Source organism: Streptomyces sp. NPDC045846 (genome assembly GCF_056431605.1).
In genome coordinates this window covers 211,665-236,145 of record NZ_JBWKKJ010000008.1, presented here as the reverse complement: position 1 = coordinate 236,145, position 24,481 = coordinate 211,665, and the positions used below count along the sequence as shown (strand labels likewise).

Annotated in this window: 23 protein-coding genes and 2 pseudogenes; 3 read left to right on the top strand and 22 right to left on the bottom strand. The window is 70.9% G+C overall.

Going from position 1 to position 24,481, the window contains the following annotated elements:
- Nucleotides 1-39: 39 nt before the first annotated feature.
- Nucleotides 40-885: a siderophore-interacting protein gene (locus AC07F3_RS23690; RefSeq protein WP_479116454.1), complete on the top strand. Its 846-nt coding sequence runs from the start codon at nucleotides 40-42 to the stop codon at nucleotides 883-885.
- Nucleotides 886-992: 107 nt separating this feature from the next.
- Here AC07F3_RS23690 and AC07F3_RS23685 read toward each other — a convergent pair whose 3' ends face one another.
- The 3 genes from AC07F3_RS23685 to AC07F3_RS23675 all read right to left on the bottom strand — a co-directional run bounded on the left by AC07F3_RS23685 (nucleotide 993) and on the right by AC07F3_RS23675 (nucleotide 3,677).
- On the bottom strand, nucleotides 993-1,802 hold the full coding sequence (locus tag AC07F3_RS23685; protein WP_479116453.1) for an ABC transporter permease: 810 nt from the start codon (nucleotides 1,800-1,802) through the stop codon (nucleotides 993-995).
- Nucleotides 1,799-2,809: an ATP-binding cassette domain-containing protein gene (locus AC07F3_RS23680; protein ID WP_479116452.1), complete on the bottom strand. Its 1,011-nt coding sequence runs from the start codon at nucleotides 2,807-2,809 to the stop codon at nucleotides 1,799-1,801. The genes AC07F3_RS23685 and AC07F3_RS23680 overlap by 4 nt, the downstream gene beginning before the upstream one ends.
- 196 nt (nucleotides 2,810-3,005) lie before the next feature.
- The gene (locus AC07F3_RS23675; RefSeq protein WP_479116451.1) at nucleotides 3,006-3,677 is read right to left on the bottom strand and encodes a PadR family transcriptional regulator; all 672 of its coding nucleotides are present in this window, start codon (nucleotides 3,675-3,677) and stop codon (nucleotides 3,006-3,008) included.
- 191 nt (nucleotides 3,678-3,868) lie between these two features.
- On the opposite strand from AC07F3_RS23675, the pseudogene AC07F3_RS23670 reads away from it, so the two are divergent.
- Nucleotides 3,869-4,483, top strand: a pseudogene (locus AC07F3_RS23670) (ADP-ribosylglycohydrolase family protein); the annotation flags it as partial.
- 34 nt (nucleotides 4,484-4,517) lie between these two features.
- Here AC07F3_RS23670 and AC07F3_RS23665 read toward each other — a convergent pair.
- The 14 genes from AC07F3_RS23665 to AC07F3_RS23600 form a co-directional block, all read right to left on the bottom strand.
- Nucleotides 4,518-5,147 carry a TetR/AcrR family transcriptional regulator gene (locus tag AC07F3_RS23665; RefSeq protein WP_479116450.1) on the bottom strand — a complete coding sequence of 210 codons (630 nt, stop codon included), beginning with the start codon at nucleotides 5,145-5,147 and terminating at the stop codon, nucleotides 4,518-4,520.
- A gap of 71 nt (nucleotides 5,148-5,218) precedes the next feature.
- Nucleotides 5,219-6,601, bottom strand: a complete 1,383-nt coding sequence (locus tag AC07F3_RS23660; RefSeq protein WP_479116449.1) for a cytochrome P450 — start codon at nucleotides 6,599-6,601, stop codon at nucleotides 5,219-5,221.
- A 545-nt stretch (nucleotides 6,602-7,146) separates the two neighbouring features.
- Nucleotides 7,147-9,975, bottom strand: a complete 2,829-nt coding sequence (locus AC07F3_RS23655; RefSeq protein ID WP_479116448.1) for a DEAD/DEAH box helicase — start codon at nucleotides 9,973-9,975, stop codon at nucleotides 7,147-7,149.
- Nucleotides 9,976-10,020: 45 nt separating this feature from the next.
- On the bottom strand, nucleotides 10,021-10,953 hold the full coding sequence (locus AC07F3_RS23650) for a diacylglycerol kinase (RefSeq protein WP_479116447.1): 933 nt from the start codon (nucleotides 10,951-10,953) through the stop codon (nucleotides 10,021-10,023).
- 37 nt (nucleotides 10,954-10,990) lie between these two features.
- On the bottom strand, nucleotides 10,991-11,950 hold the full coding sequence (gene tatC / locus AC07F3_RS23645; RefSeq protein WP_479116446.1) for a twin-arginine translocase subunit TatC: 960 nt from the start codon (nucleotides 11,948-11,950) through the stop codon (nucleotides 10,991-10,993).
- Nucleotides 11,951-12,020: 70 nt separating this feature from the next.
- A complete protein-coding gene (tatA, locus tag AC07F3_RS23640; RefSeq protein WP_114037926.1) occupies nucleotides 12,021-12,305 on the bottom strand; it encodes a Sec-independent protein translocase subunit TatA in 285 nt (94 codons plus the stop codon).
- A 211-nt stretch (nucleotides 12,306-12,516) separates the two neighbouring features.
- Nucleotides 12,517-12,714, bottom strand: a complete 198-nt coding sequence (locus AC07F3_RS23635; RefSeq protein ID WP_114037925.1) for a hypothetical protein — start codon at nucleotides 12,712-12,714, stop codon at nucleotides 12,517-12,519.
- A gap of 11 nt (nucleotides 12,715-12,725) precedes the next feature.
- Nucleotides 12,726-12,980, bottom strand: coding sequence for a hypothetical protein (locus AC07F3_RS23630; protein ID WP_479116445.1), 255 nt, complete (start codon nucleotides 12,978-12,980; stop codon nucleotides 12,726-12,728).
- Between the two features lie 15 nt (nucleotides 12,981-12,995).
- The gene (locus AC07F3_RS23625) at nucleotides 12,996-13,970 is read right to left on the bottom strand and encodes a helix-turn-helix transcriptional regulator (RefSeq protein WP_479116444.1); all 975 of its coding nucleotides are present in this window, start codon (nucleotides 13,968-13,970) and stop codon (nucleotides 12,996-12,998) included.
- 16 nt (nucleotides 13,971-13,986) lie between these two features.
- Complete coding sequence (locus tag AC07F3_RS23620; protein WP_114037922.1) at nucleotides 13,987-14,937, bottom strand: helix-turn-helix transcriptional regulator; 951 nt, start codon at nucleotides 14,935-14,937, stop codon at nucleotides 13,987-13,989.
- A gap of 147 nt (nucleotides 14,938-15,084) precedes the next feature.
- Nucleotides 15,085-15,456 carry an FKBP-type peptidyl-prolyl cis-trans isomerase gene (locus AC07F3_RS23615; RefSeq protein WP_479116443.1) on the bottom strand — a complete coding sequence of 124 codons (372 nt, stop codon included), beginning with the start codon at nucleotides 15,454-15,456 and terminating at the stop codon, nucleotides 15,085-15,087.
- A 40-nt stretch (nucleotides 15,457-15,496) separates the two neighbouring features.
- The gene (locus tag AC07F3_RS23610; RefSeq protein WP_479116442.1) at nucleotides 15,497-16,507 is read right to left on the bottom strand and encodes an FKBP-type peptidyl-prolyl cis-trans isomerase; all 1,011 of its coding nucleotides are present in this window, start codon (nucleotides 16,505-16,507) and stop codon (nucleotides 15,497-15,499) included.
- Nucleotides 16,508-16,643: 136 nt separating this feature from the next.
- On the bottom strand, nucleotides 16,644-18,005 hold the full coding sequence (pafA, locus tag AC07F3_RS23605; protein WP_053723508.1) for a Pup--protein ligase: 1,362 nt from the start codon (nucleotides 18,003-18,005) through the stop codon (nucleotides 16,644-16,646).
- 9 nt (nucleotides 18,006-18,014) lie between these two features.
- The gene (locus AC07F3_RS23600; protein WP_479116441.1) at nucleotides 18,015-19,274 is read right to left on the bottom strand and encodes an MFS transporter; all 1,260 of its coding nucleotides are present in this window, start codon (nucleotides 19,272-19,274) and stop codon (nucleotides 18,015-18,017) included.
- Between the two features lie 176 nt (nucleotides 19,275-19,450).
- Between AC07F3_RS23600 and AC07F3_RS23595 the strand changes: the two genes are divergently transcribed.
- A complete protein-coding gene (locus AC07F3_RS23595; protein ID WP_479116649.1) occupies nucleotides 19,451-20,473 on the top strand; it encodes a LacI family DNA-binding transcriptional regulator in 1,023 nt (340 codons plus the stop codon).
- A gap of 33 nt (nucleotides 20,474-20,506) precedes the next feature.
- Here the strand turns inward: AC07F3_RS23595 and prcA are convergent, their stop codons facing one another.
- The 5 genes and pseudogenes from prcA to dop form a co-directional block, all read right to left on the bottom strand.
- A complete protein-coding gene (prcA, locus tag AC07F3_RS23590) occupies nucleotides 20,507-21,265 on the bottom strand; it encodes a proteasome subunit alpha (protein ID WP_189962087.1) in 759 nt (252 codons plus the stop codon).
- Nucleotides 21,266-21,320: 55 nt separating this feature from the next.
- Entirely contained in the window at nucleotides 21,321-22,166 is an 846-nt protein-coding gene (prcB, locus tag AC07F3_RS23585; protein ID WP_114037917.1) for a proteasome subunit beta, read from the bottom strand.
- Nucleotides 22,118-22,324, bottom strand: a pseudogene (locus AC07F3_RS23580) (endonuclease domain-containing protein); the annotation flags it as partial. The gene prcB and the pseudogene AC07F3_RS23580, both read right to left, overlap by 49 nt.
- A 95-nt stretch (nucleotides 22,325-22,419) precedes the next feature.
- Nucleotides 22,420-22,638: a ubiquitin-like protein Pup gene (locus AC07F3_RS23575; RefSeq protein WP_016325855.1), complete on the bottom strand. Its 219-nt coding sequence runs from the start codon at nucleotides 22,636-22,638 to the stop codon at nucleotides 22,420-22,422.
- A gap of 120 nt (nucleotides 22,639-22,758) precedes the next feature.
- Entirely contained in the window at nucleotides 22,759-24,270 is a 1,512-nt protein-coding gene (dop, locus tag AC07F3_RS23570) for a depupylase/deamidase Dop (protein WP_479116440.1), read from the bottom strand.
- Between the last annotated feature and the right edge of the window lie 211 nt (nucleotides 24,271-24,481).

The following is a 24,481-nucleotide window of genomic DNA, read 5'->3' as shown; positions in this document are numbered from 1 at the left end:
TAACTAATAATGGCTCAGGTTGTACCAGGGGAGCACACCGTGGCAGAACGCCCGTCTCGCAAGGCACCGAAGGTCAACGAGGCGCGGGTGGTGCGCACCGAGCGCCTCACCCCACACATGGTGCGCCTCGTGCTCGGCGGCGGGTCGCTGGCCGGATTCGGGGCCGGTGAGCACACCGACCACTACATCAAGGTGCTGTTCCCGGCCGAGGGCGTGACCTACCCGGAGCCCTTCGACATGGAGCGGATCCGTGCCGAGTTCCCGCGCGAGCAGTGGCCGAGCACGCGTGCCTACACGGTGCGCGACTGGGACGAGGCGCTCGGCGAGCTGACCGTCGACTTCGTGGTCCACGGCGACGAGGGCCTCGCGGGCCCGTGGGCCGCGCGGGTCCAGGTGGGCGAGACGGTGCGCTTCCTCGGCCCCGGCGGCGGGTATGCCCCGGACCCGGCGGCCGACTGGCACCTGCTCGCCGGCGACGAGAGCGCGCTGCCCGCGATCGCGGCGGCCCTGGAGCGCATGCCGGAGGGCGCCGTGGTGCACGCCTTCGTCGAGGTGGCCGGCCCCGAGGACGAGCAGAAGATCGACGCCCCGGACGGCGTCACGGTGACGTGGCTGCACCGGGGCGGGGCCGCGGTGGGCTCCCAACTGGTGGACGCCGTCAAGGACTTGGAGTTCCCCGCGGGTGACGTGCACGCCTTCGTGCACGGCGAGGCGGGCTTCGTGAAGGAACTGCGCCGACTGCTGCGGGTCGAGCGGAACGTGCCGCGCGAGCGGCTCTCCATTTCGGGCTACTGGCGCCTCGGCCAGGACGACGACGGCTGGCGCGCGATGAAGCGGGACTGGAACGAGCAGGTGGAGCGCGAGCAGGAGGCCCCGACCGCCTGAGCCACGCCCTCCCCCGCCCCAACTCCCCCAAAACCCCCGACGGTTGCCCCGCCGGGGGTTTTCCCTGACCCTCGACCCGACGATCCGGCCACGAGCGGGACGTACGCCTAGACCGACTTCTGGTACGAGCGGAAGGTGCGGGTCGACAGCCAGACGGCGACGATCGCGAGGGCGAGGAGCGCGCCGCCCCGGCCGAGGACGAGGCCCCAGTCCGGGTCGGCCGACATGGCTGAACGCCCAGCCACCATGGCCCAGTTGAGCGGGTTGAAGTCCGCGATGTGCCGCATCCATGCGGGCATCTGGGAGGGGGCCATGAAGGCCGAGGACAGGAAGGTCAGCGGCAGCAGCAGGAAGGTGTTGATGCCGATGATCGACTCACGCTGGCGCACCAGCATGCCGAGCGCGTTGGAGAAGGCGCCGAAGACCGTGCCGAGCAGGATCGCGGCGACGGCGAGGATGACCAGGCCGCCGAAGCCGCCCGGGTAATGGGCCCCGCCGAGCTTGCCGAGCAGCAGGATGATCACCGTCTGGACGGTGATGCTGATGCCGTTCTGCACGACGTTGGCGTTCATCAGGGCGCCGCGGCTGACGGGCGTGGTGAGGAAGCGGTTGAGCGTGCCGCGCTCGATCTCCTCCAGGGTGCCCATGCCCGCCCACATGCTGGAGCCGAGTGCGCTCATCACCACGATGCCGGGGACCAGGTAGTCGAGGTAGGAGGTGGTCCCGAAGCCGCCGAGCTCAACGACCTTCTTGAAGAGGTTGCCGAAGAGGAACAGCCAGATCACCGGCTGGACCAGGGTGATCAGGAGATAGGCGGGCTGCCGGAAGATCGCCATCAGCTGACGCTGGGTCATGTACCAGGTCTGGGCGAGGGCGTTGGAGCGCAGGGGTGCGGGGGCGGCGGTCGGGGTGCTCATCGGGAACCTCCGGCGGTGGCGAGGGCGGGGGCGCCGGCTTCCGCTTCGGCCTCCGAGTATCGGCGTCCGGCGTGCCGGAGGTAGACGTCGTCGAGGGAGGGGCGGGCCACGGTCTCGGCGGCGACGGAGGCTCCGGCCCGCTCCAGTGCGGCGAGCAGCACGGGCACGGCGGCGGCTCCGTCGTCGGCGCGGGCGCTGACCCGGCGGCCGTCGAGCAGTACCTCGTGCACGCCGGGCAGGCCGGAGAGCGCGTCGCGCAGCAGGGAGCGTTCGGTGACGGCCTCGCGCAGTTCCACGTGGACGGCGTCACCGCGCAGTTCGCCCTTGAGTTCGTCGGGGGTGCCCTCGACGACGACGCGGCCGCGGTCCACGATCGCGATCCGCTCGGCGAGCCGGTCGGCCTCCTCGAGGTAGTGGGTGGTGAGGACGATGGTCAGCCCCTCGTCACCGGCGAGCCGCGAGATCTCCTCCCACATCGCGGTGCGGGCCTCGGGGTCGAGCCCGGTGGTCGGCTCGTCGAGGAACAGCACCTCGGGCCGGTGCACCAGGCCGAGCGCCACGTCGAGGCGGCGCTGCATGCCGCCCGAGTAGCCCTTGACGATGCGCTTGGCGGCGTCGGCGAGGTCGAACCGGTCGAGCAGTTCGTCGACGCGCCGGTTGAGCGCCGCGCCCGTCAGACCGTAGAGACGGCCCTGCAACTGGAGGTTCTCCCGGCCGGTGGCGACGGGGTCGGCGCCGGACTTCTGCGCCACCACCCCGATCGCGCGGCGGACCCGGTCGGGGTTGCGCAGCACATCGTGCCCGGCGACGGTCGCGGTGCCGCTGTCGGGGCGGGCGAGGGTGGTGAGGATCTTGACGGTGGTGGACTTGCCGGCGCCGTTGGGGCCGAGCAGCCCGAAGACCGTACCGGCTTCGACGGTGACGGCCATGCCGTTGAGGGCGGTGACGTCACCGGGGTACGTCTTGATCAGGTTGTGCGCCTCTACTGCGGGCGCCCGGGTGCTCATGACGGGGCTCTCCTGTGGTGAGCGGGGTGGTCGGTATGACGGACCGATCCGCGTGGGGAGCGCCGGGCTATCCTTGGCGTGCCGCACCTTCGATCGCCTGGCCTGCTCCGTGCGGGTCGGGTCCGGGGTCGCGACCCCGGTGCGGGCTGCTGCAACAGCTCGTGCCGGGGTTGGTTTTTTTTCTGTGCGGTCCGCCCTAGGGAGTGGCTCCGGGGCGACCGCGCGAGTGGTCCTGTTCCTTCAACGCGCGCCACTCCTGCGGGACTTCGCCGGTGGCGTGCCAGGTGCGCCAGCCCTCGACGCCGCTGAGCGTGCCGTCGGCCATCTCCTTGAGGAAGCCGCGCACCCACTCCACCTCGGCATCGATCATGTGGAGTTGGTACTCGCTCTCCACCAGGAAGACGCGGGGCAGCGTCTCGCACAGCTTCCGCAGGGCCCCTCGGAGCCCGGCGGCCCGCACCTCCAGCGTATTGACCCGCTGCTCTAGCAGCGCGGTGACCTCGTCGGGCGGGAGCACTCCCATGAGGGAGAGCGCCGTCTCGAAGACCGGGAACTCGTGCACCGGCACGGAAACGATGTCCGCCATCCAGTCGAGCATCTCCTCACGGCCCGCAGGGGTGAGGGCGTAGAGGGTGCGCTCGGGGCGGTTGCCCTGCCGCTGGACGTCGGCGACCTCGACGAAGCCGTGCTTTTCGAGGTTCTGGACGACGGTGTAGAGCGAACCGTAATTGATCTTGATGCTGTACTCCTTGCCACGCTGGCGCAGAGTCTGAGCGATCTCGTACGGATGCATCGACGACCGCTCGGCGAGCAGCACCATCACGGCCAGCGCCAGGGGGTTGCGAAGCTTGCGCCGCCCACCTGCCATCACCATCACCTCGCTTCCGAATACTCGTAGCCGAACATATCGCGAGTGCAGTAACGCGTCAAGCGCATCCGCGATGTATCGCGAGTCCCGACCGCAGGCGAACGGACGGCCGGTCGATGGACAGCGGAGGCGACCGGGATCGCGGCCGATGCGGGCCGCCCGCCTACCCGGCGGCCGCCCCCGGAACGCGTCGGGCCACCACGTCCGCCGTGTACTTCGCGGGCGCCGGGCGGGAGGCGACGATGGCCGCCGCCCGCCGCATCGCCGCGCTCACCCACGGGGACCGGGCCGCCTGGGAAGGCACGGCGATCTATCACGACCTGATCCGGGCCGCGCTGGACGGCACCAATCCGCTGACCGCCGTTCCCCAGGCGCTCGCCGCCGTCCACCCCGACCACCGCACCCGCTGGTCGGCGGTCCTGGCACCCGACTGGCACCCGGACATGGCAACGGAGTTCAACGGCGCGGTCTGGCCCTGCCTCGGCTCGGCCCTCTGGGCACTGCGCACGACGGACTCGTTCGAGCGGGCACTCGGCGCCGCGATCGACCTGGGCGGCGACACCGACACCGTGGCGGCGGTGACCGGCGGCCTGGCCGGCGCCCACTACGGCCTCCCGTCCGTCCCGCCCCGCTGGACAGCCCCCTTGCACGTCCCCATACCGGGTTCCGGCGGCCGGGTCCTGCGACTCGCCGAACTGACCGCACTGGCAAGGGAGTTGGGGTCGGCCAGGCCGGGGGCCGATGGGCGTTCCAGGGCGGGGCGGGGTCGGCGCCCCGTGGATCCCGCGCCCGGAACCGGCGACTGAGCGGGCCTACCGTCGGGCCGGGGGCGGAGGGGGGTCAGGGTGCGCCGGCAATACGCAGCGCCGCGTCGGCCGTGGCCTCGGCGAAGACGGAGACCTCGCGCCCCGGCGCCGAGCGGTGGATCAGGATGACGCCCTCGATCAGGCCGAAGACGAGATCCGTACGCAGCGCCAGCGCATCCGAGTCCAGCCCCGCGCCCGCCCGCGTCCCGGCCAGCAGCTCGCCGTACGCCGCCTTCAGCTCGGCACGATTGCGGTGGAACACCGCGAAGCGCTCGGCCCGCACCTCGGGGAGCAGATAGAGCGCGCCCAGGTTGTACGGGCCGCCGCACAGCAGCTGGACGTCCGATCGGCACAGCTCGCGCAGCCGGTCCTCGGCATCGCGCGAGGCGTCGTCGAGGAGGCGCCGCGCCAGCTCAAGGGAGGGGGTGACCGTCGACTCCAGGAGTTCGGCCAGCAGATCCTCCTTGCCGGAGAAGTAGTGGTACATCGTGGACTGCCGCAGCCCCACCCGGTCCGCCACGGCCCGGGTGGTGGTCGCCGCGTACCCGTGCAGCGTGAACAACTCGGCAGCCGCGCACAGCAGTTCATCCCGCGCGGCCAGCCCGCTGTCCGGCCGCTGCACGGCCCGCGGCCGCCCGACCCTTCGCCCCGTCGTGGCACTCATGCCCCAGATCGTCGCACACGCCCCTGAGAGGGCTGGGGGCTGCGTTCGGGAGCACTCCAGGGCCCCCTCCCCTACTCGCCTCCACCCACCCCCCTCCCCCGTACAGAGGCCATGACCTCCCCCTCGGCCTGGAGGGTCAGACCGGGTACCGGGGTGAGCTCGCGCGGGTCCACGTCCAGGTCGAAGCGGTGGGAGAGGACCGCCAGGATCAGTACCGCCTCGACCAGGGCGAAGCGCATGCCCAGGCAGGCTCGCGGGCCGCCGCCGAAGGGGAACCAGGCGTGTTCGGGTATCTCCTCGGCGCCTTCCGTCCAGCGCTCGGGGCGGAACTCCTCCGGGTCGCGGAACCAGCGCGCGTCGCGGTGGGTGGCCCACTGGCTGGTCCAGATCCGGGTGCCGGGCGGTATCTGCCGGCCGCCGAGGGTCGCGCCTTCCTTCGCGACCCCGGTGAGCAGCCAGATGGTCGGATACAGCCGTAGCGTCTCCTTCACCACGGCCTGGGTGTAGGTGAGTCGGGCGTAGTCGTCGTAGCCGGGTTCGCGGTCGCCCAGTACGCGGTCGAGTTCGGCGCGCAGCTCTGTGCGGACTCGCGGGTTGCGGGCCAGGAGGTGCCAGGCCCAGACGAGGGTGCTGCTCGTGGTTTCGTGGCCGCCGATGTAGAGGGTCACGGTCTCGTCGCGTATCTCACGGTCCGAGAGACGGGTGCCGGTCTCGTCCTGGGCGGCGAGCAGTCGGCTGAGCAGGTCGGGACGGTCGGCGTCGCCGTCGCGGTGGCGGGCGACGACCCGGCCGACCTCGGCGTCGATGACGGCGGTCGCCTTCTTGATGCGGGCCCGGCCCGGCGTCGGCAGCCAGTCCGGCAGCAGCGTGCCGATCCCGCTGAACTCCACCCCTATCTCGTGCTGCGCGACGTCCATGGCCCGCCCGATGGCGTCGGCGTCGGCCGCGGTGTCGACGCCGAAGATCGTGCGCACGGCTATCCGCTGGGTGAGGGCGGACATCTCCCGCTTCACGTCGATCCGTTGGCCGTCGGTCCAGCTGTCGGCGAGGTCCACCGCGCATGCGGCCATGGTCGCCGCGTACGACCGGACTTGCTTGGGCCGGACGGAAGGCTGGACGAGGGACCTCTTGCGCCGCCAGTCCTTGCCCTTGGCGACCACGACTCCGTTGCCGAGCAGGGTGCGGAAGGAGACTCCGAGGTCGGGCTGGTCAAAGGTGTGCTCGATCCCTGCGAGGAGTTCGCCGATGCACTCGGGGTCGGCGACGAACAGGGAGGTCTCGCGGCCGAACCGCCAGTGCACCAAGTCGCCCCGGTTCCTTAGCTGTTCGAAGAAGGAGAGCGGGTCCTTGCCGAACCGGGGCAGGTTGCCCAGGAAGGGAAGGCCTCGCGGGCCCGCCACGACTTGCCGGGGTCCGCTCCGTGCCGGGGCGGCCGCGGCCGCGTCTGTGGTCAAGATGTCTCCCCTCCCCGGCGACGCCCCATCAGTTGGTGCGCCGCGTGCCTGCGTCTGGCGTGTGCTGCGCGCATCGTGCTCGCGCTTCGTACTCGTGCTTCGTGCTCGCGCTCGTGCATCGCGCTTCGTGCTTCGTGCTTCGTGCTCGTGCTTCGTGCTCGCGCTCCGTGCTCGTACTCGTGCATCGCGCATCGCGCGTGTTCGTCCGAGCTGCGTTTCCGCAGCGTGCGGTTGCCTGGCGGCGCTTCGGTGCGCCGTCCGCTTCTCCCTGTGGGTCCATGCAAGCGGACACCCCCCGCACCCCGCCACCCCTGTGGATATCCCGCGCCCGTCATGTCCCCCGCGAGGGTCACGCCGTTGTCCACAGGCCCGGCCCGGCGCACGTCCTCCGGCCAACTCGCCTCGCCCGCAGGGCGGATGGGCGCCGAGTCATGCTCCCAGTCGGCGCACACGCGACGGCCCCCACCGGATTCCCCGGCGGGGGCCGCTCCCAACTGCGCGCGGGACCGTACGGGCCTCGCAGCGGGCCGTACGGTCCGGATCGGTCAGCCGACCGAGCTGTACGCCACCACACCCCGCAGCAGCGCGTCGACCGCCTTGCGGGCGTTCTTGGCGACCGTGTTGTTCTCGCGCGGCGCGGCCGCCGCGATCTGGCCGAGGACGTCGATGACCTGCTTGCACCAGCGGACGAAGTCACCGGCGGGCATGTCGGCCTCGCGCAGCACCTCGTCCAGGCCCTTGTCGGAGGCCCACTGGTGGGCGGCCCAGGCGAAGCCGAGGTCGGGCTCGCGCTGGCCCACGCCCTCCGCCTGGTTGATCTTGTGGTCCTCCTCCAGGGCGTCGAGGCGGCCCCAGATCCGTACCATCTCGCCGAGCGCGGCCTTGGCCTTGCCGGAGGGCGTCTTGGGCGCGACGGCGTCGTCGGACTGGCGCGCCTCGTACACCAACGCCGATACGCAGGCGGCGAGTTCGGCCGGGTTCAGACCTTCCCAGACGCCCGCGCGCAGGCATTCGCTGGCCAGCAGGTCGAGCTCGCCGTACAGGCGGGCCAGGCGCTTGCCGTGTTCGGTGACCTCGTCGTCGCGCAGGTAGTCGAGCTCGGTGAGCAGGGCCACGATGCGGTCGAAGGTGCGCGCGATGGTGTTGGTGCGCCCCTCGATGCGCCGCTCCAGCTGCTTGGTGTCGCGCTGGAGGCGGTAGTAGCGCTCGGCCCAGCGGGCGTGGTCCTCGCGCTCGTCGCAGCCGTGGCAGGGGTGGGCGCGCAGGGCGGCGCGCAGCCGGGTGATCTCGCGGTCGTCGGCCGCTTCGGAGCGGGCCTTGCGGTGCCGCTCGGGAACGATGTGCCCGGCCTTGGTGCGCAGCGCGGACGCCAGGTCGCGGCGGGACTGGGGCGAGCGCGCGTTGAACGACTTCGGGACGCGCATCCGCTCCAGGGCTTCCACCGGCACGGGGAAGTCGATGGAGGCGAGCCGCTTGACCTGTCGTTCGGCGGTCAGCACGAGCGGGCGGGGCCCGTCGTGCTGCTCGAAGCCGCGGTGGCCGTTGGTGCGGCCCGCGGGGATTCCGGGGTCGAGCACGAGGGCGAGGCCCGCGAACTTCCCGGTCGGCACGTGGATGATGTCGCCCGGCTTGAGCTTCTCCAGGGAGGCCGCGGCGGCCGCCCGGCGCTGGGCCGCGCCGTGCTTGGCGAGCTCGGTCTCGCGGTCCTTGAGGTCGCGCCGCATCCGCGCGTACTCCTCGAAGTCCCCGAGGTGGCAGTGCATGCCCTCCCGGTAGCCTTCCAGGCCCTCCTCGTTGCGCTGGACCTGCCGCGAGATGCCGACGACGGACTTGTCGGCCTGGAACTGCGCGAAGGAGGTTTCGAGGAGCTCGCGCGAGCGGTGCCTGCCGAACTGCTGGACCAGGTTGACGGCCATGTTGTACGACGGCTTGAAGCTGGAGCGCAGCGGGTAGGTGCGGGTGCCTGCCAGGCCGGCGAGCGCGCCCGGGTCCATGCCGCGCTGCCACAGGACGACGGCGTGCCCCTCGACGTCGATGCCGCGGCGCCCGGCCCGCCCGGTGAGCTGGGTGTACTCGCCGGGGGTGATGTCGGCGTGCTGCTCGCCGTTCCACTTGACGAGCTTCTCCAGCACCACCGACCGCGCGGGCATGTTGATGCCGAGGGCCAGGGTCTCGGTGGCGAAGACGGCCTTCACGAGGCCCCGCACGAAGAGCTCTTCGACGACCTCCTTGAAGGTGGGCAGCATGCCCGCGTGGTGGGCGGCGATGCCGCGCTCCAGGCCTTCGAGCCACTCGTAGTAGCCGAGGACGTGCAGGTCCTCGCCGGGGATGGAGGCGGTGCGTTCCTCGACGATCTCGCGGACCTGCTGGCGCGCTTCCTCGTCGTTGAGCCTGAGGCCCGCGTACATGCACTGCTGGACGGCCGCTTCGCAGGCGGCGCGGCTGAAGATGAAGGTGATGGCCGGCAACAGGCCTTCGGCGTCGAGCCGTTCGATGACTTCGGGGCGGCCGGGCGTCCAGATCCTGGAGCGTGAGCGGCGCTCGCGCTCGCGGTCGGCCTCGCGCACCATCTTGCCGCGGCGCCGGTCGCGCGGGTTGTACGTCTTCTGGTTCTCCATCCGCGCCATGCGCAGCAGGTCGGGGTTGACCTCGCGCCGGGCGACGCCGCGGCCGCCGTGGTCGGACTCCTCCTCGAAGAGGTCGTACATCTTGCGTCCGGCCATGACGTGCTGCCACAGCGGCACGGGGCGGTGCTCGGAGACGATCACTTCGGTGTCGCCGCGGACGGTGTCCAGCCAGTCGCCGAACTCCTCCGCGTTGGAGACGGTCGCCGACAGCGAGACCAGGGTCACGGACTCCGGGAGGTGGATGATCACCTCTTCCCATACGGCGCCGCGGAAGCGGTCGGAGAGGTAGTGCACCTCGTCCATCACCACGTATCCGAGGCCGAGGAGCGCCTGGGAGCCCGCGTACAGCATGTTGCGGAGCACTTCGGTGGTCATGACGACCACGGGTGCGTCGGCGTTGACGCTGTTGTCGCCGGTCAGCAGGCCCACCTTGTCGGCGCCGTAGCGTCGTGCGAGGTCGGCGTACTTCTGGTTGGACAGCGCCTTGATGGGCGTGGTGTAGAAGCATTTGCGGCCCTGGGCCAGGGCAAGGTGCACGGCGAACTCGCCGACGATGGTCTTTCCGGAGCCGGTGGGGGCCGCGACGAGCACGCCCTTTCCGGCTTCGAGGGCCTGGCAGGCTTCGATCTGGAAGGGGTCGAGATCGAAGTCGTACAGGTCGCGGAAGGGTGCGAGCGCGGTGGCCTGCTCGACGGCGCGGAGCCGGGCAGCTGCGTACGCTTCGGCTGGTGAGAGGTCCTCTGTCATCTTGTCTTCGAGCCTACCCGCCGCCTCTGACAGAGGTCGCGATCTTTATTGGAGGCCGGGACTGACGGCCTTCCGGCCGGGCGCCGGTACGGGTGCCAATACCCGCACGGCGGCGGGCACACACGCGGCGGTGAGCGGGAGCGGACCGAGCGGTTCCCCGTCGGCGTACCCGGTGATGCCGTGCGCGGCGAGCGTGATCGAGGCGACACGGTGCGTGGTCACCGCGGGGTGGTCGAGATGGGTGCCGCGGTAGACCTTCGGGAAGACCTTGACGAGGGTCGCGCGGGAGCAGGCGCCGACGACGGTGACGTCGAAGAGGCCGTCGGCGGGGTCGGCGTCGGCGCAGATGCGCATGCCGCCTCCGTAGGAGGAGGTGTTGCCGACCGCGACGAGGGTCGCCTCGATCTCGTGGGTCTCGCCGTCGTCGAGGGTGATCTTGTACGGGGTGGGCGTGAAGGCGGCGAGTTCGGCGAGCATCGCGAGGTCGTACTTGAAGCGGCCGCCGGGCCAACGCATGCGGTTCCCGCGGTCGTTGACCTTGGAGTCGAAGCCGGAGGCGAGGACGGTGGCGAACCAGCGGTCGCCGACCCGGCCCAGGTCGACGTCCCTGAGGTGTGCGCCCTTGAGGGCGTCCGCGGCGAACTGTCCGGCGCGGGCCGGGTCGCGTATCGGCAGGCCGAGGGCGCGGGCGAAGTCGTTGCCGGTGCCCGCGGCGACGACGCCGAGCGGGGTCCCGGTCCCGGCGACGGCCTGAAGGGCGAGGTTGACCATGCCGTCGCCGCCGACGGTGACGAGCGCCCCGGTGCCGCCCTCGACGGCCTCGCGGGCGCGGCGCAGCGCGTCGTCGGCGTTCTCGCCGAGGACGGTGCGTACGGAGTACCCGGCGGCCCGCAACGCGGAAGCGGCCGGCTGCGCGGCGTGCGCGCCCCGGCCGCGTCCCGCGGTGGGATTGACGAAGAGGGTGATCTCGCTGGTCACCCGCCGGACCCTACAAGCTCCGGCGATCACGTCAAGGTCAGGTGATGTCGTCGTACCCGTTGAGCTTGCTGGAGCGTCCGCCGTCGGACTGCTCGGGCAGACCGGGCGACGCGCTCACGGGTTCGATCGCGCCGACGTCCTCGGGGGTGAGGTCGAGTTCGGAGGCCTCGTCGTCGGCGGGCCCGGCTTCGGCGCGCTGCTTGCGGCGCTTGTCGTTCATCAGGGCGATGCCGACCGCGACGAAGTAGAGGGCCACGATCGGGGCGGCGAGCGAGAGCATCGACACGGGGTCGACGGTCGGCGTCGCGAAGGCCGCGAAGATGGTGACACCCATGATCATCCCGCGCCACCAGCCCAGCATCCGGCGGCCGGTGAGAATGCCGCTGAAGTTGAGCATGACGAGGAACAGCGGCAGCTCGAAGGAGAGGCCGAAGACGATGATCATGCGGGTGACGAGGTCGATGAGTTCGTTCAGCGGCAGGAGGTTGGCCACCCCCGCGGGGGTGAAGTCCAGGAGCACCCGGGCCGCCGCCGGCAGTACGTTGTACGAGAACCAGCCGCCCGCCACGAACAGGGGGAAGCCCGCCGCGACGAAGCTCAGCGAGTAGCGCTTCTCGTGCTTGTGCAGGCCCGGCGAGACGAACGCCCACAGCTGGTAGAGCCAGACGGGGCTGGCCGCGACGACGCCCGCCACCATCGACACCTTGATCATCAGCGTGAACGGCCCCATGAGGCCGGACATGGTGATGTTGCCGCAGACCTCCGAGCCACCGTCCTTCTTGGTGAGCTCGGTGAACGGCACCGTGCAGTTGACGGCTTCCTTGATCGGCCGCGTGATCAGTTCGGCGATGTCCTTGTAGTAGAACGCCGCCACGATGGCGCAGACCAGGATCGCCAACACCGACTTCGCGAGCCGGTTGCGCAGCTCGCGAAGGTGGTCCGAGAGCGGCATCCGGCCCTCGGGGTCCCTCTGTTGTTTGCGGGCAGACTTGAGCAACCCACGTCCTCATCTCGTGCGGCAGGTCACTTTGGTCACAGAGGTGAACAGCGCCTGCTTCGGCCCGGTGTCAGCGCTGCGTGGTGTCCGTCGGCTCGTTCACCGGGCGGGCGCTGCTCACGTCGCCGGGCGCGGACTGGATCGTGCGCTGGGCCGGGGGCTGCTCGCCCGGGGTGGCCGGTTCGGCCGGGGCGGGCTGCTGGCCCTCCGACTTCATGGCCTTGGCCTCGCTCTTGAGGATGCGGGCCGACTTGCCGAGCGACCGCGCCATGTCCGGGAGCTTCTTCGCGCCGAACAGCAGGACGACGACGATGAGGATGAGAATGATCTCGGGGGCGCCGAGCCTTCCGAACATAAGCGTTTACCTTCTCACCGAGGCTGCAGGATAGGGGGCTGCTGGAGGGCAGCGGACTGGTGTCCGACCGCCTTACGTGCAGCGATCGTAACGCGCGGGGGTGAACGCTGGGCAATCCCCGTGCGTACTCCCGTTTGCGGACCGGGCCTCGCTACCTGGCCCGCGTTGTGCAGCGTACCGTCCCGAAACGGGCGACATCAGAGCGCACCGGTCATCTCAGCGTTTCCCCGGCGCCCGCGAGGTCGACCGCGGCGCGTTCCAGGTCCTCGGCGGCGCGGTTGATCTTCCGTGTGGTGTCGGCCACTTGGCGGCCGAGCCGCTGCGCCTCGACGAAGACCTTGATGGCGAGGACGCCGAGCACGGCGATCCCGAGGAACCCGAGGGCGATGGCGGTCATCGGCCAGAACATGGATGCGGACCCTAGACGGTGGAGTGGAGGCGCAGCGTACGGACGCCGCCGCCGGTGAGGAGCTCGATGATGCGCTCCCCGGCGGGCTTGCGGACGGCCGAGCCGCACTCGGGGCAGGTGAAGGAGTAGAACGTGGTGCGGCGGCTGGCGCCGATGGCCAGCCGGAGCGCGGGTGCGCCGAGTTCGAAGCGGGCGCGGCACTCCGGGCAGGCCGCCTTGAAGAGGACCGGGATCATCGGACGGGAAATACCGGGCAATACCGACATGTTCCGCAATTCTCCTCAGCTCTGGTGGTCGAGCGCGGGCGGTTCCTCGTAGCCGGCCAGCGCCTCGCGGGCGGCGCGCCGGGCGCTGTCGGCGAGGTCGTCCGGCGACACGATCCGGCCGTCCTGGCCCAGGCGCAGCGCCAGGCGCCGCAGCGAGGCCGGGTCGGGGGTGCGCAGCGTGATCCGCAGCCCGCCGTCGGGGAGCTCCTCGGCGCTGTCGTGCGGGTAGTACTCGGCGACCCAGCGCCCGCCGGGGCCGACCTCGACGACGACCTCGGGGTCCTCGGCGGACGGCTGGACGAGCCCTTCGGACAGGTCGCGCAGTTCGAGCTCGGGCGGGGCGGAGACCTCGTCGAGCAGGCGGATCTCGGCGACCCGGTCGAGGCGGAAGGTGCGCCGGGCCTCGGAGAGGCGGCACCACGCCTCCATATAGGTGTGGCCGACCGCGAAGAGCCGGATCGGGTCGACCTCGCGCTCGGTGAGCTCGTCGCGCGCGGGCGAGTAGTACTTCACCCACAGCCGGCGGCGCTCGGAGATCGCGCGGTCGACCTCGGCGAAGACACCGCCCTCGGACTCGAAGGTGACGGAGAGGCGGGAGCTGGCGCCGGCGGCCTCGCCGGCCGCCGCCTCCAGCTTGGCGGTGGCGCGCAGCAGCGCCTGCCGGTCGCCCTCGCGCAGGCCGGGCAGCGTGGAGACGGCGCGGGCTGCGACGAGCAGCGCGGTCGCCTCGTCGGCGGCGAGGCGGAGCGGCGCCGCGACGTCGTCGGGGTTGTGCCACCAGATGCGGTCGCCGTCGGTGTCGATGTCCAGGAGGTCGCCGCCGCGGAAGCTCGTGCCGCACATGGGCAGCACGTCCAGGTCGGAGATGAGTTCGTCCTCGGTGATGCCGAAGGCGCGGGCGACATCCGCGACGTGGGCGCCGGGGCGCTCGCGCAGATAGGTCACCAGCGAAAGCATCCGCCGCGTCTGGTCGATGGCGTTCGCAGCCATGGTCGTTCGGTCCCCCTCAGCCCTTGGCCACGGCGCGCAGCCGGTCCATCACGTCGGCCCGCAGATCGGCGGGCTCCAGCACGACCACGTCCGGGCCGAACTCCACGAGGTGGGCGTCCAACCCGTGCCCGTACGGAATCTCCAACTCGTCCCAACCGTCGCCGAGTTCCCTCGTCGAGGTGGCCCGCGAGCGCAGCGGGTAGCCGGCCCCGGCGCGCAGCCGGATCCTGGCCGAGCGGGTCGCGGTCTCCCCCGCCCAGGTCTCGACGGTCTCGCGCACGGTGACGACGTCGGGCACCGGCGCGGTGAAGGCGCCCGCGCGGGAGCGGACCCGGCCACAGATGCGGCTGAGCCGGAACACCCGCTCGGCACCCCGGTCGCGGTCCCAGCCGGCCAGGTACCAGTGGCCGCGCCAGCACTCCAGGCCCCAGGGCTCGACGTGCCGGGTCTCGGGGCGTACGGCGGTGACCTTGCGGTAGTCGAAGACGACCGGGCGCCGGTCGCGGCAGGCCAGCATCAACGGCTCGAAGGCCGCCTCGTGCACCGGGATGCGCGGTTCGATCGCGCTGTGCTCATACGGATTGTCGGCTTCCGGCATGCCCGCGGCGCGCAGCTTCTGGAGGGCCCCGCTGGCCGCGCCCGCGAGCCGGGCCTGCTGCCAGACACGGGCGGCGAGCCCGAGGGCGGCGGCCTCCTCGGCGTCGAGCTGGACCGGCGGCAGGCGGTTGCTGTCGCGGCGGGCGAGGTAGCCGGTCTCACCGTCGAGGTTCTCGACGGTCTCGATGACCAGGCCGAGCTCCCGCAGATCGTCCTTGTCCCGCTCGAACATCCGGTTGAAGGAGTCGTCGGACCCCGCCTCGAGATAGGCCTCGATGGACTCGCGCAGCTCCCGCTTGCTGAGTGCGCGCCGTGTCCCGAGCAGACACAGCGCCAGGTTCATCAGCCGCTCGGCCTTGGCAATCGCCATCGATGCCCTACGCCCTCTCTCGTTGTGCGCTACGACCGTTGACCGTACCGCTCCGGGCTCCCCGGGCAAAAGCCGAGGGCCCATGCCGACTGGCATGGGCCCTCGCTCTGATCAGGTCCGATCGCTCAGGACTGATCGAGGTGCGTCTCAGACGGCGACCAGGTCGCAGACGAAGATCAGCGTCTCGCCCGGGGCGATGGCGTTGCCGGCGCCGCGGTCGCCGTAGGCGAGGTGGGCCGGGATGGTCAGCCGACGGCGGCCGCCGACCTTCATGCCCTGGATGCCCTGGTCCCAGCCGGAGATGACCTGGCCGGCACCGAGCTTGAACTGCAGCGGGGTGCCGCGGTTCCAGGAGGCGTCGAACTCCTCGCCGGTGGAGAAGGCCACGCCCACGTAGTGGACCTTGACCATGTCGCCGGCCTTGGCGACGGCGCCGTCGCCCTCCCAGATCTCCTTGATCTCCAGGTCCGCCGGCGGCTGACCCTCGGGGAAGTCGATCTCGGGCTTGTCGATGCTCACGTAATGCTCCTACTAATCGCTATGGGCAACCGGAACAGTCTTACATTGCTCCGACGATGTCCACGACGAAGACCAGCGTCGAGTTCGCGGGAATGTCCGCGCCCTGGGCCTTGTCCTTGTAGCCCTGCTCCGGCGGGATGACCAGCAGGACACGGCTGCCGACCTTCTTGCCGACCAGGCCCTTGTCCCAGCCCTCGATGACCTGGCCCTGGCCGATCACGGTCGAGAACGGGGCGCCGGTCTTCCAGGACGTGTCGAAAAGCTTCGCCTGCGCCGCGCCCTCGTTGGGCTTCCAGGTGGCGCCGCTGTACTGCATGTAGACGGTCTGGCCGCTCTTGACCTCGGCGCCCTTGCCCTCGATGAGGACCTGGTCGACGAGCTTCTTCGGCGGGTCGTTCTTGGGGACGCTGATCGTGGCGGCCTCGTCCTTGTCCGCCTTGATCTGCGGCAGGTCGGACGGGATGGCCGACTGCGTGCCCTCGACCTTCTTCGGCATCACACTGTCGATGTCGAGCACGAAGACCAGGTTGTCGGTGCCAGAGACGCCGAGCTCCTGCTTGCCCGCGGCGCCGAAGGCGGCGGCCGGCGGGGCCACGACCAGCACGCGGGCGCCGACCTTCTGGCCGAGCACCGCCTCGCTGAACGCCGGGATGTAGGTCTGCGAGCCTGCCGGGATGACCTGCGGCACACCGCCCTGGTCGTACGAACCGGCGAGGTCCTTGCCGCTCTTCCAGATCTTCCCGGTGTACTTCGTGACGGCGAGGTCGTCCTTCTTGACCTCCTGGCCGGTGCCCGCCGTCAGGGTCTTGACGACGAACTTTCCGCTCGGGTCGCCCTTGGGGATGGTGATCGTGGGCTTCTTGCCCGCGTCGCCCGCGACGGTGGGCATCGGCGAGGCGTCGGACACCGGCTTGGGGGCGGCTGGCTGCGACGCCGAGTCGGTGGGCGAAGCGGACGCGTCCTTCTTCTTCGCTGCGTCGTCACCTCCTCCGCAGGCCGCGGTGAGCATCAGGGCCGGCACGATGAGCGCGGCAGCAAGTCGGCGTCGCACAGTGGTCCTCGGGGTAGCTGGAACGGTCGGAGCGGCCACTCTACGGCCCCGCCCCCGTCCCACAAGGGTCCGGCATGCCCGGGGGCCCCGTGCGCCACAGCGCGCGGGGCCCCCGGTCGCAACCGCTCCCGGCGTCTCACATACCGGCGATCAGCTTCTCCACCCGGTCGTCCACCGACCGGAACGGGTCCTTGCACAACACGGTGCGCTGCGCCTGGTCGTTGAGCTTGAGATGCACCCAGTCGACGGTGAAGTCCCGGCGCTGCTCCTGGGCGCGGCGGATGAAGTCGCCGCGCAGCCGGGCCCTGGTGGTCTGCGGGGGCACCGACTTGCCCTCGAAGATCTTCAGGTCGTTGCAGATCCTGGCCGCCTGACCCTTGCGCTCCAGGAGGTAGTACAGGCCCCGCCGGCGGTGGATGTCGTGGTAGGCGAGGTCTATCTGCGCGACGCGCGGGTGCGACATGGTCATGTTGTTCTTGGCCCGGTACCGCTCGATGAGCTTGTACTTCATGACCCAGTCGATCTCGGTGCCGATCCGGTCGAGGTCCTCGGCCTCGATCGCGTCCAGGGTGCGGCCCCACAGTTCGAGGACCTGGTCGACGGTGCCGGTGCGGATGCCGCGCCGCTCCACGAAGTCGACGGCCTTCTCGTAGTACTCGCGCTGGACTTCGAGCGCGGACGCCTCGCGCCCGCTGGCCAGGCGCACCTTGCGCTGGCCCGTGATGTCGTGGGAGACCTCGCGGATGGCCCGGATCGGGTTCTCCAGAGTGAGGTCGCGCATGACCGTCCCGGCCTCGATCATGCGCAGCACGAGGTCGGTGGCGCCGACCTTCAGGAGCATGGTCGTCTCGGACATGTTGGAGTCGCCGACGATGACGTGCAGGCGCCGGTAGCGCTCGGCGTCGGCGTGCGGCTCGTCGCGGGTGTTGATGATCGGACGCGAGCGGGTGGTGGCGGAGCTGACGCCCTCCCAGATGTGCTCGGCGCGCTGGCTGACGCAGTAGACCGCGCCGCGCGGGGTCTGGAGCACCTTGCCGGCGCCGCAGATCAGCTGGCGGGTGACGAGGAAGGGGATCAGGATGTCCGCGAGCCGCGAGAACTCCCCGTGCCGGGCGACGAGATAGTTCTCGTGGCAGCCGTAGGAGTTTCCCGCCGAGTCGGTGTTGTTCTTGAAGAGATAGACGTCGCCCGCGATTCCCTCCTCGTGCAGGCGGCGTTCGGCGTCGACGAGCAGGCCTTCGAGAATGCGCTCACCGGCTTTGTCGTGGGTGACCAGTTCGGTCACGTTGTCGCATTCGGGAGTTGCGTATTCCGGATGCGATCCCACGTCCAGGTAGAGGCGGGCGCCGTTCCGCAGAAAGACGTTGCTGCTGCGGCCCCATGACACAACACGGCGGAAGAGGTAGCGCGCCACTTCGTCAGGAGACAGTCGGCGCTGTCCCCTGAACGTGCACGTGACGCCGTACTCGTTCTCCAGCCCGAAAATGCGGCGGTCCATGAGTGAACATTACGCCTGATGGCCTGAGCTGAAACCGGGTTCGACGGCACGGTTTCGATCATTTTCGTCAACTCCGGCGACATCAGGCCGACGCCCGGGAGCTGCCAGGACGCGCTGGGTGGCGAGAAGGACGACGAGGGCCGCGAGGCCGCCGCCGCCCGCGACCGCGAAACTGGCTCCGGTTCCGCCGAGTTCGACCGCCGGACCCGCGGCCGCCGTGCCGAGCGCGGTGCCGACGCCGAAGGCCGTCACCAGCCAGGAGAACGCCTCGGTGACCGTGCCGCGCGGCGCGTGCCGGTCGACGACGATGAACGCGCAGGCGATGGACGGCGCGAGGAAGAGGCCGGAGAGCACGGTGAGCGCGGCCATCGCGGGGACGCCGGGGACGAGGGCCAGCGGCAGATAGCCGACGGCCAGCAGGGCCACGAGGACCCGCAGGCGCTTCTCGGGCGCGCCGCTCCACTGCCGGGCTCCGTAGACGAGTCCGCCGAGCAGGGCGCCCAGACCGTTGGCGGCCATCAGCCAGCCGTAGATCTGGTCGCTGCCGTGGCCGTCGGCGTAGGCGGACGCGGCGACGATGATGGCGCCGAGCGCGAGGCCGACGAAGAAGAACGAGCCGAGCAGGGCGAGGAGCCCGGGCGAGCGCAGGGCGCCCAGCCAGTGCGCCTCGCGGGGCGCCGAACGCCAGGCCCTGGACGGCTCGGACAGGACGACGCTCAGAGCGCCGAGCACGCCGAGCGCGTTGATCAGGAGCAGCGCGGTGGCGGGCGACCAGAGCGCGATGGAGACGGTGACGAGCAGCGGGCCGACCGTGAACATCACCTCCTGGGCTATGGCGTCCATGGCGTAGGCGGTGTGCACCTGCTCCTCGCGGCCCAGGACGCTGGGCCACAGGGCGCGCAGCCCGCCCTCCAGGGGCGGGGTGGCGAGCCCGGCCACCAGCACCGCCGCGTAGGCGAGGGGCGCCGGTTCGATGCCGACGACGGCGAGCAGTGCCATGCCGAGGGCGGCCAGGACCGAGGCGGGGAGCATCACGCGCGGCTGTCCGTACAGGTCGACGGCCCGGCCGAGCAGCGGCTGGCCCACGGCCGTGGCCACCCCGTACACGGCGGTGAGGCCGCCCGCGAGCGCGTAGCTGCCGCCCTGGGAGCGGACGAAGAAGACGACCGCGATCGCGGCGGTGGCGTTGGGCAGCCGGCCCGTGAGGGTGCCCGCGAGCAGCCGCGCGGCATGCCGGGTCCGAAGGATCTCCGCGTATCCCGCCGCCATGGCCCACTCCCTAAGTGTTACGTATAACTTCCGTCGTCATACGTACCATGTGGCGAGTGCGCGGGTCTACCCCGCGCCCGCCGACCAGCCGCCCTGGAGGACCTGTGACCAGCCCGGAAAGCCCGGAATCCACGCCGGTCGCGGCCCGTACGGGGGTGCGCGCGGCCCGCGCCGCGATGTCCGGGCGGCCCGCCGGGGCCCGGCCCACCAGCCGGGACGTCGCGAGCGCGGCGGGTGTCTCGCAGGCCACCGTCTCCCTGGTCCTCGGCGACAAGTGGCGGGGGCGGGTCTCCGAGCGGACCGCGGAGCTGGTCCGCTCTACCGCGCGGGAGCTGGGCTACCGGCCGAACCTGGCCGCCCGCAGCCTGCGGCTCGGCCGCACCCGTACGGCGCTCCTGGTGGTGCCCGCCATGACCAGCGAGTTCTTCGCCCAGGTCTACGCGGGCGCGGCCCGGGTCGCTGCCGAGCACGGTTTCGGCGTGGTGCTCTACCCCTCCCCCGAGGGCATCGGCCCGGCCCGGGACCCCTTCGACTCCGCGCGCACCGCCCTCGACGGCGTGATCGCCTCCTCGATGGCGGCGGACGCGCTCGCCTCGATCCGCGGCAGCGACCTGCCGCTGGTGATGCTCGACAGCGACCCGGACGAGGCCGGGCCCGTCGCCCACGTCAACCTCGACATCGCCGACGGCGTACGGCGCCTGACGGAGCATCTGCTCCAGCTCGGCCACCGCCGCTTCGCGCACGTCGCGGCCGACGTGGACTCCTGGACGTTCGTCGTCCGGGCCCGGGCGCTTCGGGACGCGCTCGCCGGGGTGCCGGACGCCCGGCTGGTCACGGTCCGGGCGGCGCTCGGCGTGGACTGCGGCCGACTGGCCGCGGAGCAGGCCCTGAGCGGCCCCGGCCCCCGGCCGACGGCGTTGGTGTGCGACGACGACTTCCTCGCCGCGGGCGCCTGCAAGGCGGCCCACCGGCTCGGCCTTCGCATCCCCGGCGACGTGTCCGTCACCGGGTTCGACGGCCTCACCCTCGCCACCGCCCTGGAGCCGGAGCTGACCACGCTGGCGCTGCCCGCCGAGCAGGTCGGGGCACGGGGCATGGCGGCGCTGCTCGCCGTCCTGGAGGGCCGGGCGCCCGAGACCGGGGACCTGCCCGTCGCCCTGGCCGTGCGGGGATCAACGGCCGCGCCCCGGCCCGCCTGAGGCGGAACCGGGGCGCGTGCGCGACGGCGGGGACTACTCGTCCTCCGTCTCCTCCAGGTCGGACGGGGCCTCGGTGGGCTCGGTCTTGGCCACATCGGCCTGGAGCAGCCGGGAGAGCTGCCGGCCGACGATGCGCTTGAACTTCCGCTGCTGGGGCCGCGTCCGGTCCAGGACCGCGACCTCCAGGCGCTCGGCGGGGATCTCCCGGTCGGCGCCGTTCGCCTGGTTCGACAGGGCCTGCACGGCCAGCTTCAGCGCCTCGGCGAGCGACATGCCGTCCTGGTGGCGCTGGTCCAGGAAGGTGCTGATCTGCTCGGCGTTGCCGCCGACCGCGACCGAGCCGTGCTCGTCCACGATCGAGCCGTCGTGCGGCAGCCGGTAGATCTGGTCCTCTTCGGGGGTGCTGCCGACCTCGGCGACGACCAGCTCCACCTCGTAGGGCTTCTCGCCGACGCTGGAGAAGATGGTGCCGAGGGTCTGTGCGTAGACGTTGGCCAGCCCACGGGCCGTCACGTCGTCGCGGTCGTAGGTGTATCCGCGCAGATCGGCGTAACGGACGCCGCCGATGCGGAGGTTCTCGTACTCGTTGTACTTGCCGGCGGCCGCGAAGCCGATCCGGTCGTAGATCTCGCTGAACTTGTGCAGCGCGCGGGACGGGTTCTCACCGACGAACACGATGCCGTCGGCGTACTGGATCACGACCAGGCTGCGGCCGCGGGCGATGCCCTTGCGGGCGTACTCCGCACGGTCGGCCATGGCCTGCTGGGGTGAGACATAGAACGGGGTCGACACCGGCTAACCGTCCCTTTCTGTCAGTGGCGGGGTCATCTCGGGGCCTGCACGGGCCTCAGAGGAGGGAGGCCCGGGGGCCGTCGGGCTGCTCCAGCCGCCGTGCCAGGACGGAGCGGGCGAGCTCGGAGGACTCCGCCTCGGTGAGCCTGCGGAACCCGTCCTCGGTGATGACGGTGACGATCGGGAAGATCCGGCGCGCCATGTCGGGGCCGCCGGTCGCCGAGTCGTCGTCGGCCGCGTCGTAGAGCGCCTGGATGACGAGGGTCGTCGTCTCCTGCTCCGTCAGGTCGTCGCGGTAGAGCTTCTTCATGGAGCCCCGGGCGAAGATGGAGCCGGAGCCGGTGGCGGCGAAGCCGTGCTCCTCGGAGCGGCCGCCGGTGACGTCGTAGGAGAAGATCCGGCCCTTGTCGCGGTCCACGTCGTAGCCCGCGAAGAGCGGGACCACGGCGAGGCCCTGCATGGCCATGCCGAGATTGCCGCGGATCATGGTGGAGAGCCGGTTGGCCTTGCCCTCCAGGGAGAGCGTGGCGCCTTCGACCTTCTCGAAGTGCTCCAGCTCCAGCTGGAAGAGCTTGACCATCTCGACGGCGAGACCGGCGGTGCCGGCGATGCCGACCGCCGAGTACTCGTCGGCCGGGAAGACCTTCTCGATGTCGCGCTGGGCGATCATGTTGCCCATCGTGGCCCGCCGGTCGCCGGCCAGGACGACCCCGCCGGGGAACGTCGCCGCGACGATCGTCGTGCCGTGCGGGGCTTCGAGCGCGCCCTGCACGGGCGGCAGGACGCGCTTGCCGGGCAGCATCTCCGGCGAGTGCTCGGACAGGAAGTCCATGAACGAGGAGGAGCCAGGCGTCAGGAAGGCAGCTGGTAGACGCCCCGTGCCACGAGTGTTGGCTTCCACGAGTTTCCTTCCAAGTAGGCGGCAGCCCGACGGACGGTGCCGGGGATTTCCCCCAACAGGCCGATGGCCGAATTGCAGTTGAAGCACAGTACGCCTGGGACCCTACCCGGCGTGTGGCAATGATCCACATGAACGGCTGGGCAGGACAGGCCAATTACGCGATGAGCCCCGCGGGGCCCGGGGGGACCGCCGTGGGAAGCCCGCGACCCCGGCCGGACCTCCCACGACGCACCCCGATGTTCACGTTCGTGAACTACTGTCCGCCCTTTTGAACGAACGACCGCACGAAGTCTTCCGCGTTCTCTTCGAGCACGTCGTCGATCTCGTCCAGGACGGAGTCCACGTCGTCGGAGAGCTTCTCCTGCCGCTCCTTGAGGTCCTCGGAGGCCTGCGCGTCCTGCGCCTGCTCCTCGACCTCCTCGGTGGAGCGCGTCGCCTTCTGCTGGCCGCCGCCGGTGTCCTTGGTCGCCATCTACCTCACCCCGCTCGGTTCGATGTCCTTGATCAGACCCTACAAGCAGGGTCTGACATCGGCCCCGCACTTGGTGGAACGTGCGGGGCCTACCTCTGTGTTTCCCCCACCAGCGGTCTTTCAGCCGCCGGAGAGCACCCGCACCAGATCTTCGGCCGTGCGGCACCGGTCGAGCAGCGCCTTCACGTGGTTACGCGTTCCGCGTAGGGGTTCGAGGGTTGGAACCCGCTGCAGCGAGTCACGGCCGGGCAGATCGAAGATCACCGAGTCCCAGGAGGCCGCCGCGACGTCGTCCGCGTACTGCTCCAGGCAGCGGCCGCGGAAGTACGCCCTGGTGTCCTCCGGGGGCTTCGTCTGCGCCCGCAGGACGCCGGGATCGTCCAGGAGCCGCTTCATCTTGCCGCGGGCCACCAGACGGTTGTACAGGCCCTTCTCGGGCCGTACGTCGGCGTACTGGAGGTCCACCAGGTGCAGCCGGGCCGCGTCCCAGTCCAGCCCGTCGCGGCGCCGGTAGCCCTCCATGAGCTCGCGCTTGGCGATCCAGTCGAGCTCGCCCGACAGGCTCATCGGGTCGTTCTCCAGGCGGTTCAGGACGTCCTCCCAGCGGACCAGGACGTCCTTGGTCTGCTCGTCGGCGTCCGCCCCGAACCGCTCCTCGACGTACTTGCGGGCCAGCTCGAAGTACTCCATCTGCAACTGGACGGCCGTCAGCGTGCGACCGCTGCGCAGCGTGACCAGGTGGTGCAGGGTGGGGTCGTGCGAGACCTGGTGGAGGGTGCGGACCGGCTGGTCCACGGCCAGGTCGACGTTGATGAACCCTTCCTCGATCATGGAGAGGACCAGGGAGGTCGTGCCCAGCTTGAGGTACGTCGAGATCTCCGACAGGTTCGCGTCGCCGATGATCACGTGCAGGCGGCGGTACTTCTCGGCGTCCGCGTGCGGCTCGTCGCGGGTGTTGATGATCGGCCGCTTGAGCGTGGTCTCCAGGCCGACCTCGACCTCGAAGTAGTCGGCGCGCTGGCTGATCTGGAAGCCGTGCTCGTGGCCGTCCTGGCCGATGCCGACGCGTCCGGCGCCGGTGATGACCTGGCGCGACACGAAGAACGGCGTCAGGTGGCGCACGATGTCCGAGAAGGCGGTCTCCCGCTTCATCAGGTAGTTCTCGTGGGTGCCGTAGGAGGCGCCCTTGTTGTCGGTGTTGTTCTTGTACAGGTGGATCGGCTGGGCGCCGGGCAGCTGGGCCGCGCGCTCGGCCGCCTCGGCCATGATGCGCTCACCGGCCTTGTCCCACAGGACGGCGTCGCGCGGGTTGGTGACCTCGGGTGAGCTGTACTCGGGGTGTGCGTGGTCGACGTACAACCGGGCCCCGTTGGTGAGGATGACGTTGGCGAGGCCGATGTCCTCGTCGGTGAGCTGGCTTGAGTCGGCGGCCTCGCGGGCGAGGTCGAAGCCGCGGGCGTCCCGCAGCGGGTTCTCCTCCTCGAAGTCCCAGCGGGCGCGGCGCGCCCGGTGCATCGCCGCCGCGTAGGCGTTGACGATCTGGGACGAGGTGAGCATGGCATTGGCGTTGGGGTGGCCGGGGACGGAGATCCCGTACTCCGTCTCGATGCCCATTACTCGCCGTACGGTCATGCGGCCCTCCTTGCCCGGCGGCGCTCCCCCGCGGGAGCGGCGCTCAAGTACCGCTGGTTCTCCGGTGCGTGTGCGGTGCCCGTCCCCGCACTGCGCGACTCGGCGGTACCGAAGAGCCTAGAACGCCTCTGCGCTGGTGGGGAGATCAATTCCGTCATTGCTCGTGTTGTGCTCGTGGCCTGTTCATGGCCTGAAAAGCAGTCGGCTGCGG

Bases quoted from the DNA above. Each gene is read 5' to 3' on its own strand.
- AC07F3_RS23675 (WP_479116451.1), bottom strand. From the start codon at position 3,677: ATGGCAGGTGGGCGGCGCAAGCTTCGCAACCCCCTGGCGCTGGCCGTG.
- pafA (WP_053723508.1), bottom strand. From the start codon at position 18,005: ATGGACCGCCGCATTTTCGGGCTGGAGAACGAGTACGGCGTCACGTGC.
- AC07F3_RS23680 (WP_479116452.1), bottom strand. From the start codon at position 2,809: ATGAGCACCCGGGCGCCCGCAGTAGAGGCGCACAACCTGATCAAGACG.
- AC07F3_RS23595 (WP_479116649.1), top strand. From the start codon at position 19,451: ATGTCCGGGCGGCCCGCCGGGGCCCGGCCCACCAGCCGGGACGTCGCG.
- AC07F3_RS23625 (WP_479116444.1), bottom strand. From the start codon at position 13,970: ATGGCTGCGAACGCCATCGACCAGACGCGGCGGATGCTTTCGCTGGTG.
- AC07F3_RS23620 (WP_114037922.1), bottom strand. From the start codon at position 14,937: ATGGCGATTGCCAAGGCCGAGCGGCTGATGAACCTGGCGCTGTGTCTG.
- AC07F3_RS23685 (WP_479116453.1), bottom strand. From the start codon at position 1,802: ATGAGCACCCCGACCGCCGCCCCCGCACCCCTGCGCTCCAACGCCCTC.
- AC07F3_RS23635 (WP_114037925.1), bottom strand. From the start codon at position 12,714: ATGTTCTGGCCGATGACCGCCATCGCCCTCGGGTTCCTCGGGATCGCC.
- AC07F3_RS23575 (WP_016325855.1), bottom strand. From the start codon at position 22,638: ATGGCGACCAAGGACACCGGCGGCGGCCAGCAGAAGGCGACGCGCTCC.
- dop (WP_479116440.1), bottom strand. From the start codon at position 24,270: ATGACCGTACGGCGAGTAATGGGCATCGAGACGGAGTACGGGATCTCC.
- tatA (WP_114037926.1), bottom strand. From the start codon at position 12,305: ATGTTCGGAAGGCTCGGCGCCCCCGAGATCATTCTCATCCTCATCGTC.
- AC07F3_RS23655 (WP_479116448.1), bottom strand. From the start codon at position 9,975: ATGACAGAGGACCTCTCACCAGCCGAAGCGTACGCAGCTGCCCGGCTC.
- AC07F3_RS23630 (WP_479116445.1), bottom strand. From the start codon at position 12,980: ATGTCGGTATTGCCCGGTATTTCCCGTCCGATGATCCCGGTCCTCTTC.
- AC07F3_RS23600 (WP_479116441.1), bottom strand. From the start codon at position 19,274: ATGGCGGCGGGATACGCGGAGATCCTTCGGACCCGGCATGCCGCGCGG.
- AC07F3_RS23665 (WP_479116450.1), bottom strand. From the start codon at position 5,147: ATGAGTGCCACGACGGGGCGAAGGGTCGGGCGGCCGCGGGCCGTGCAG.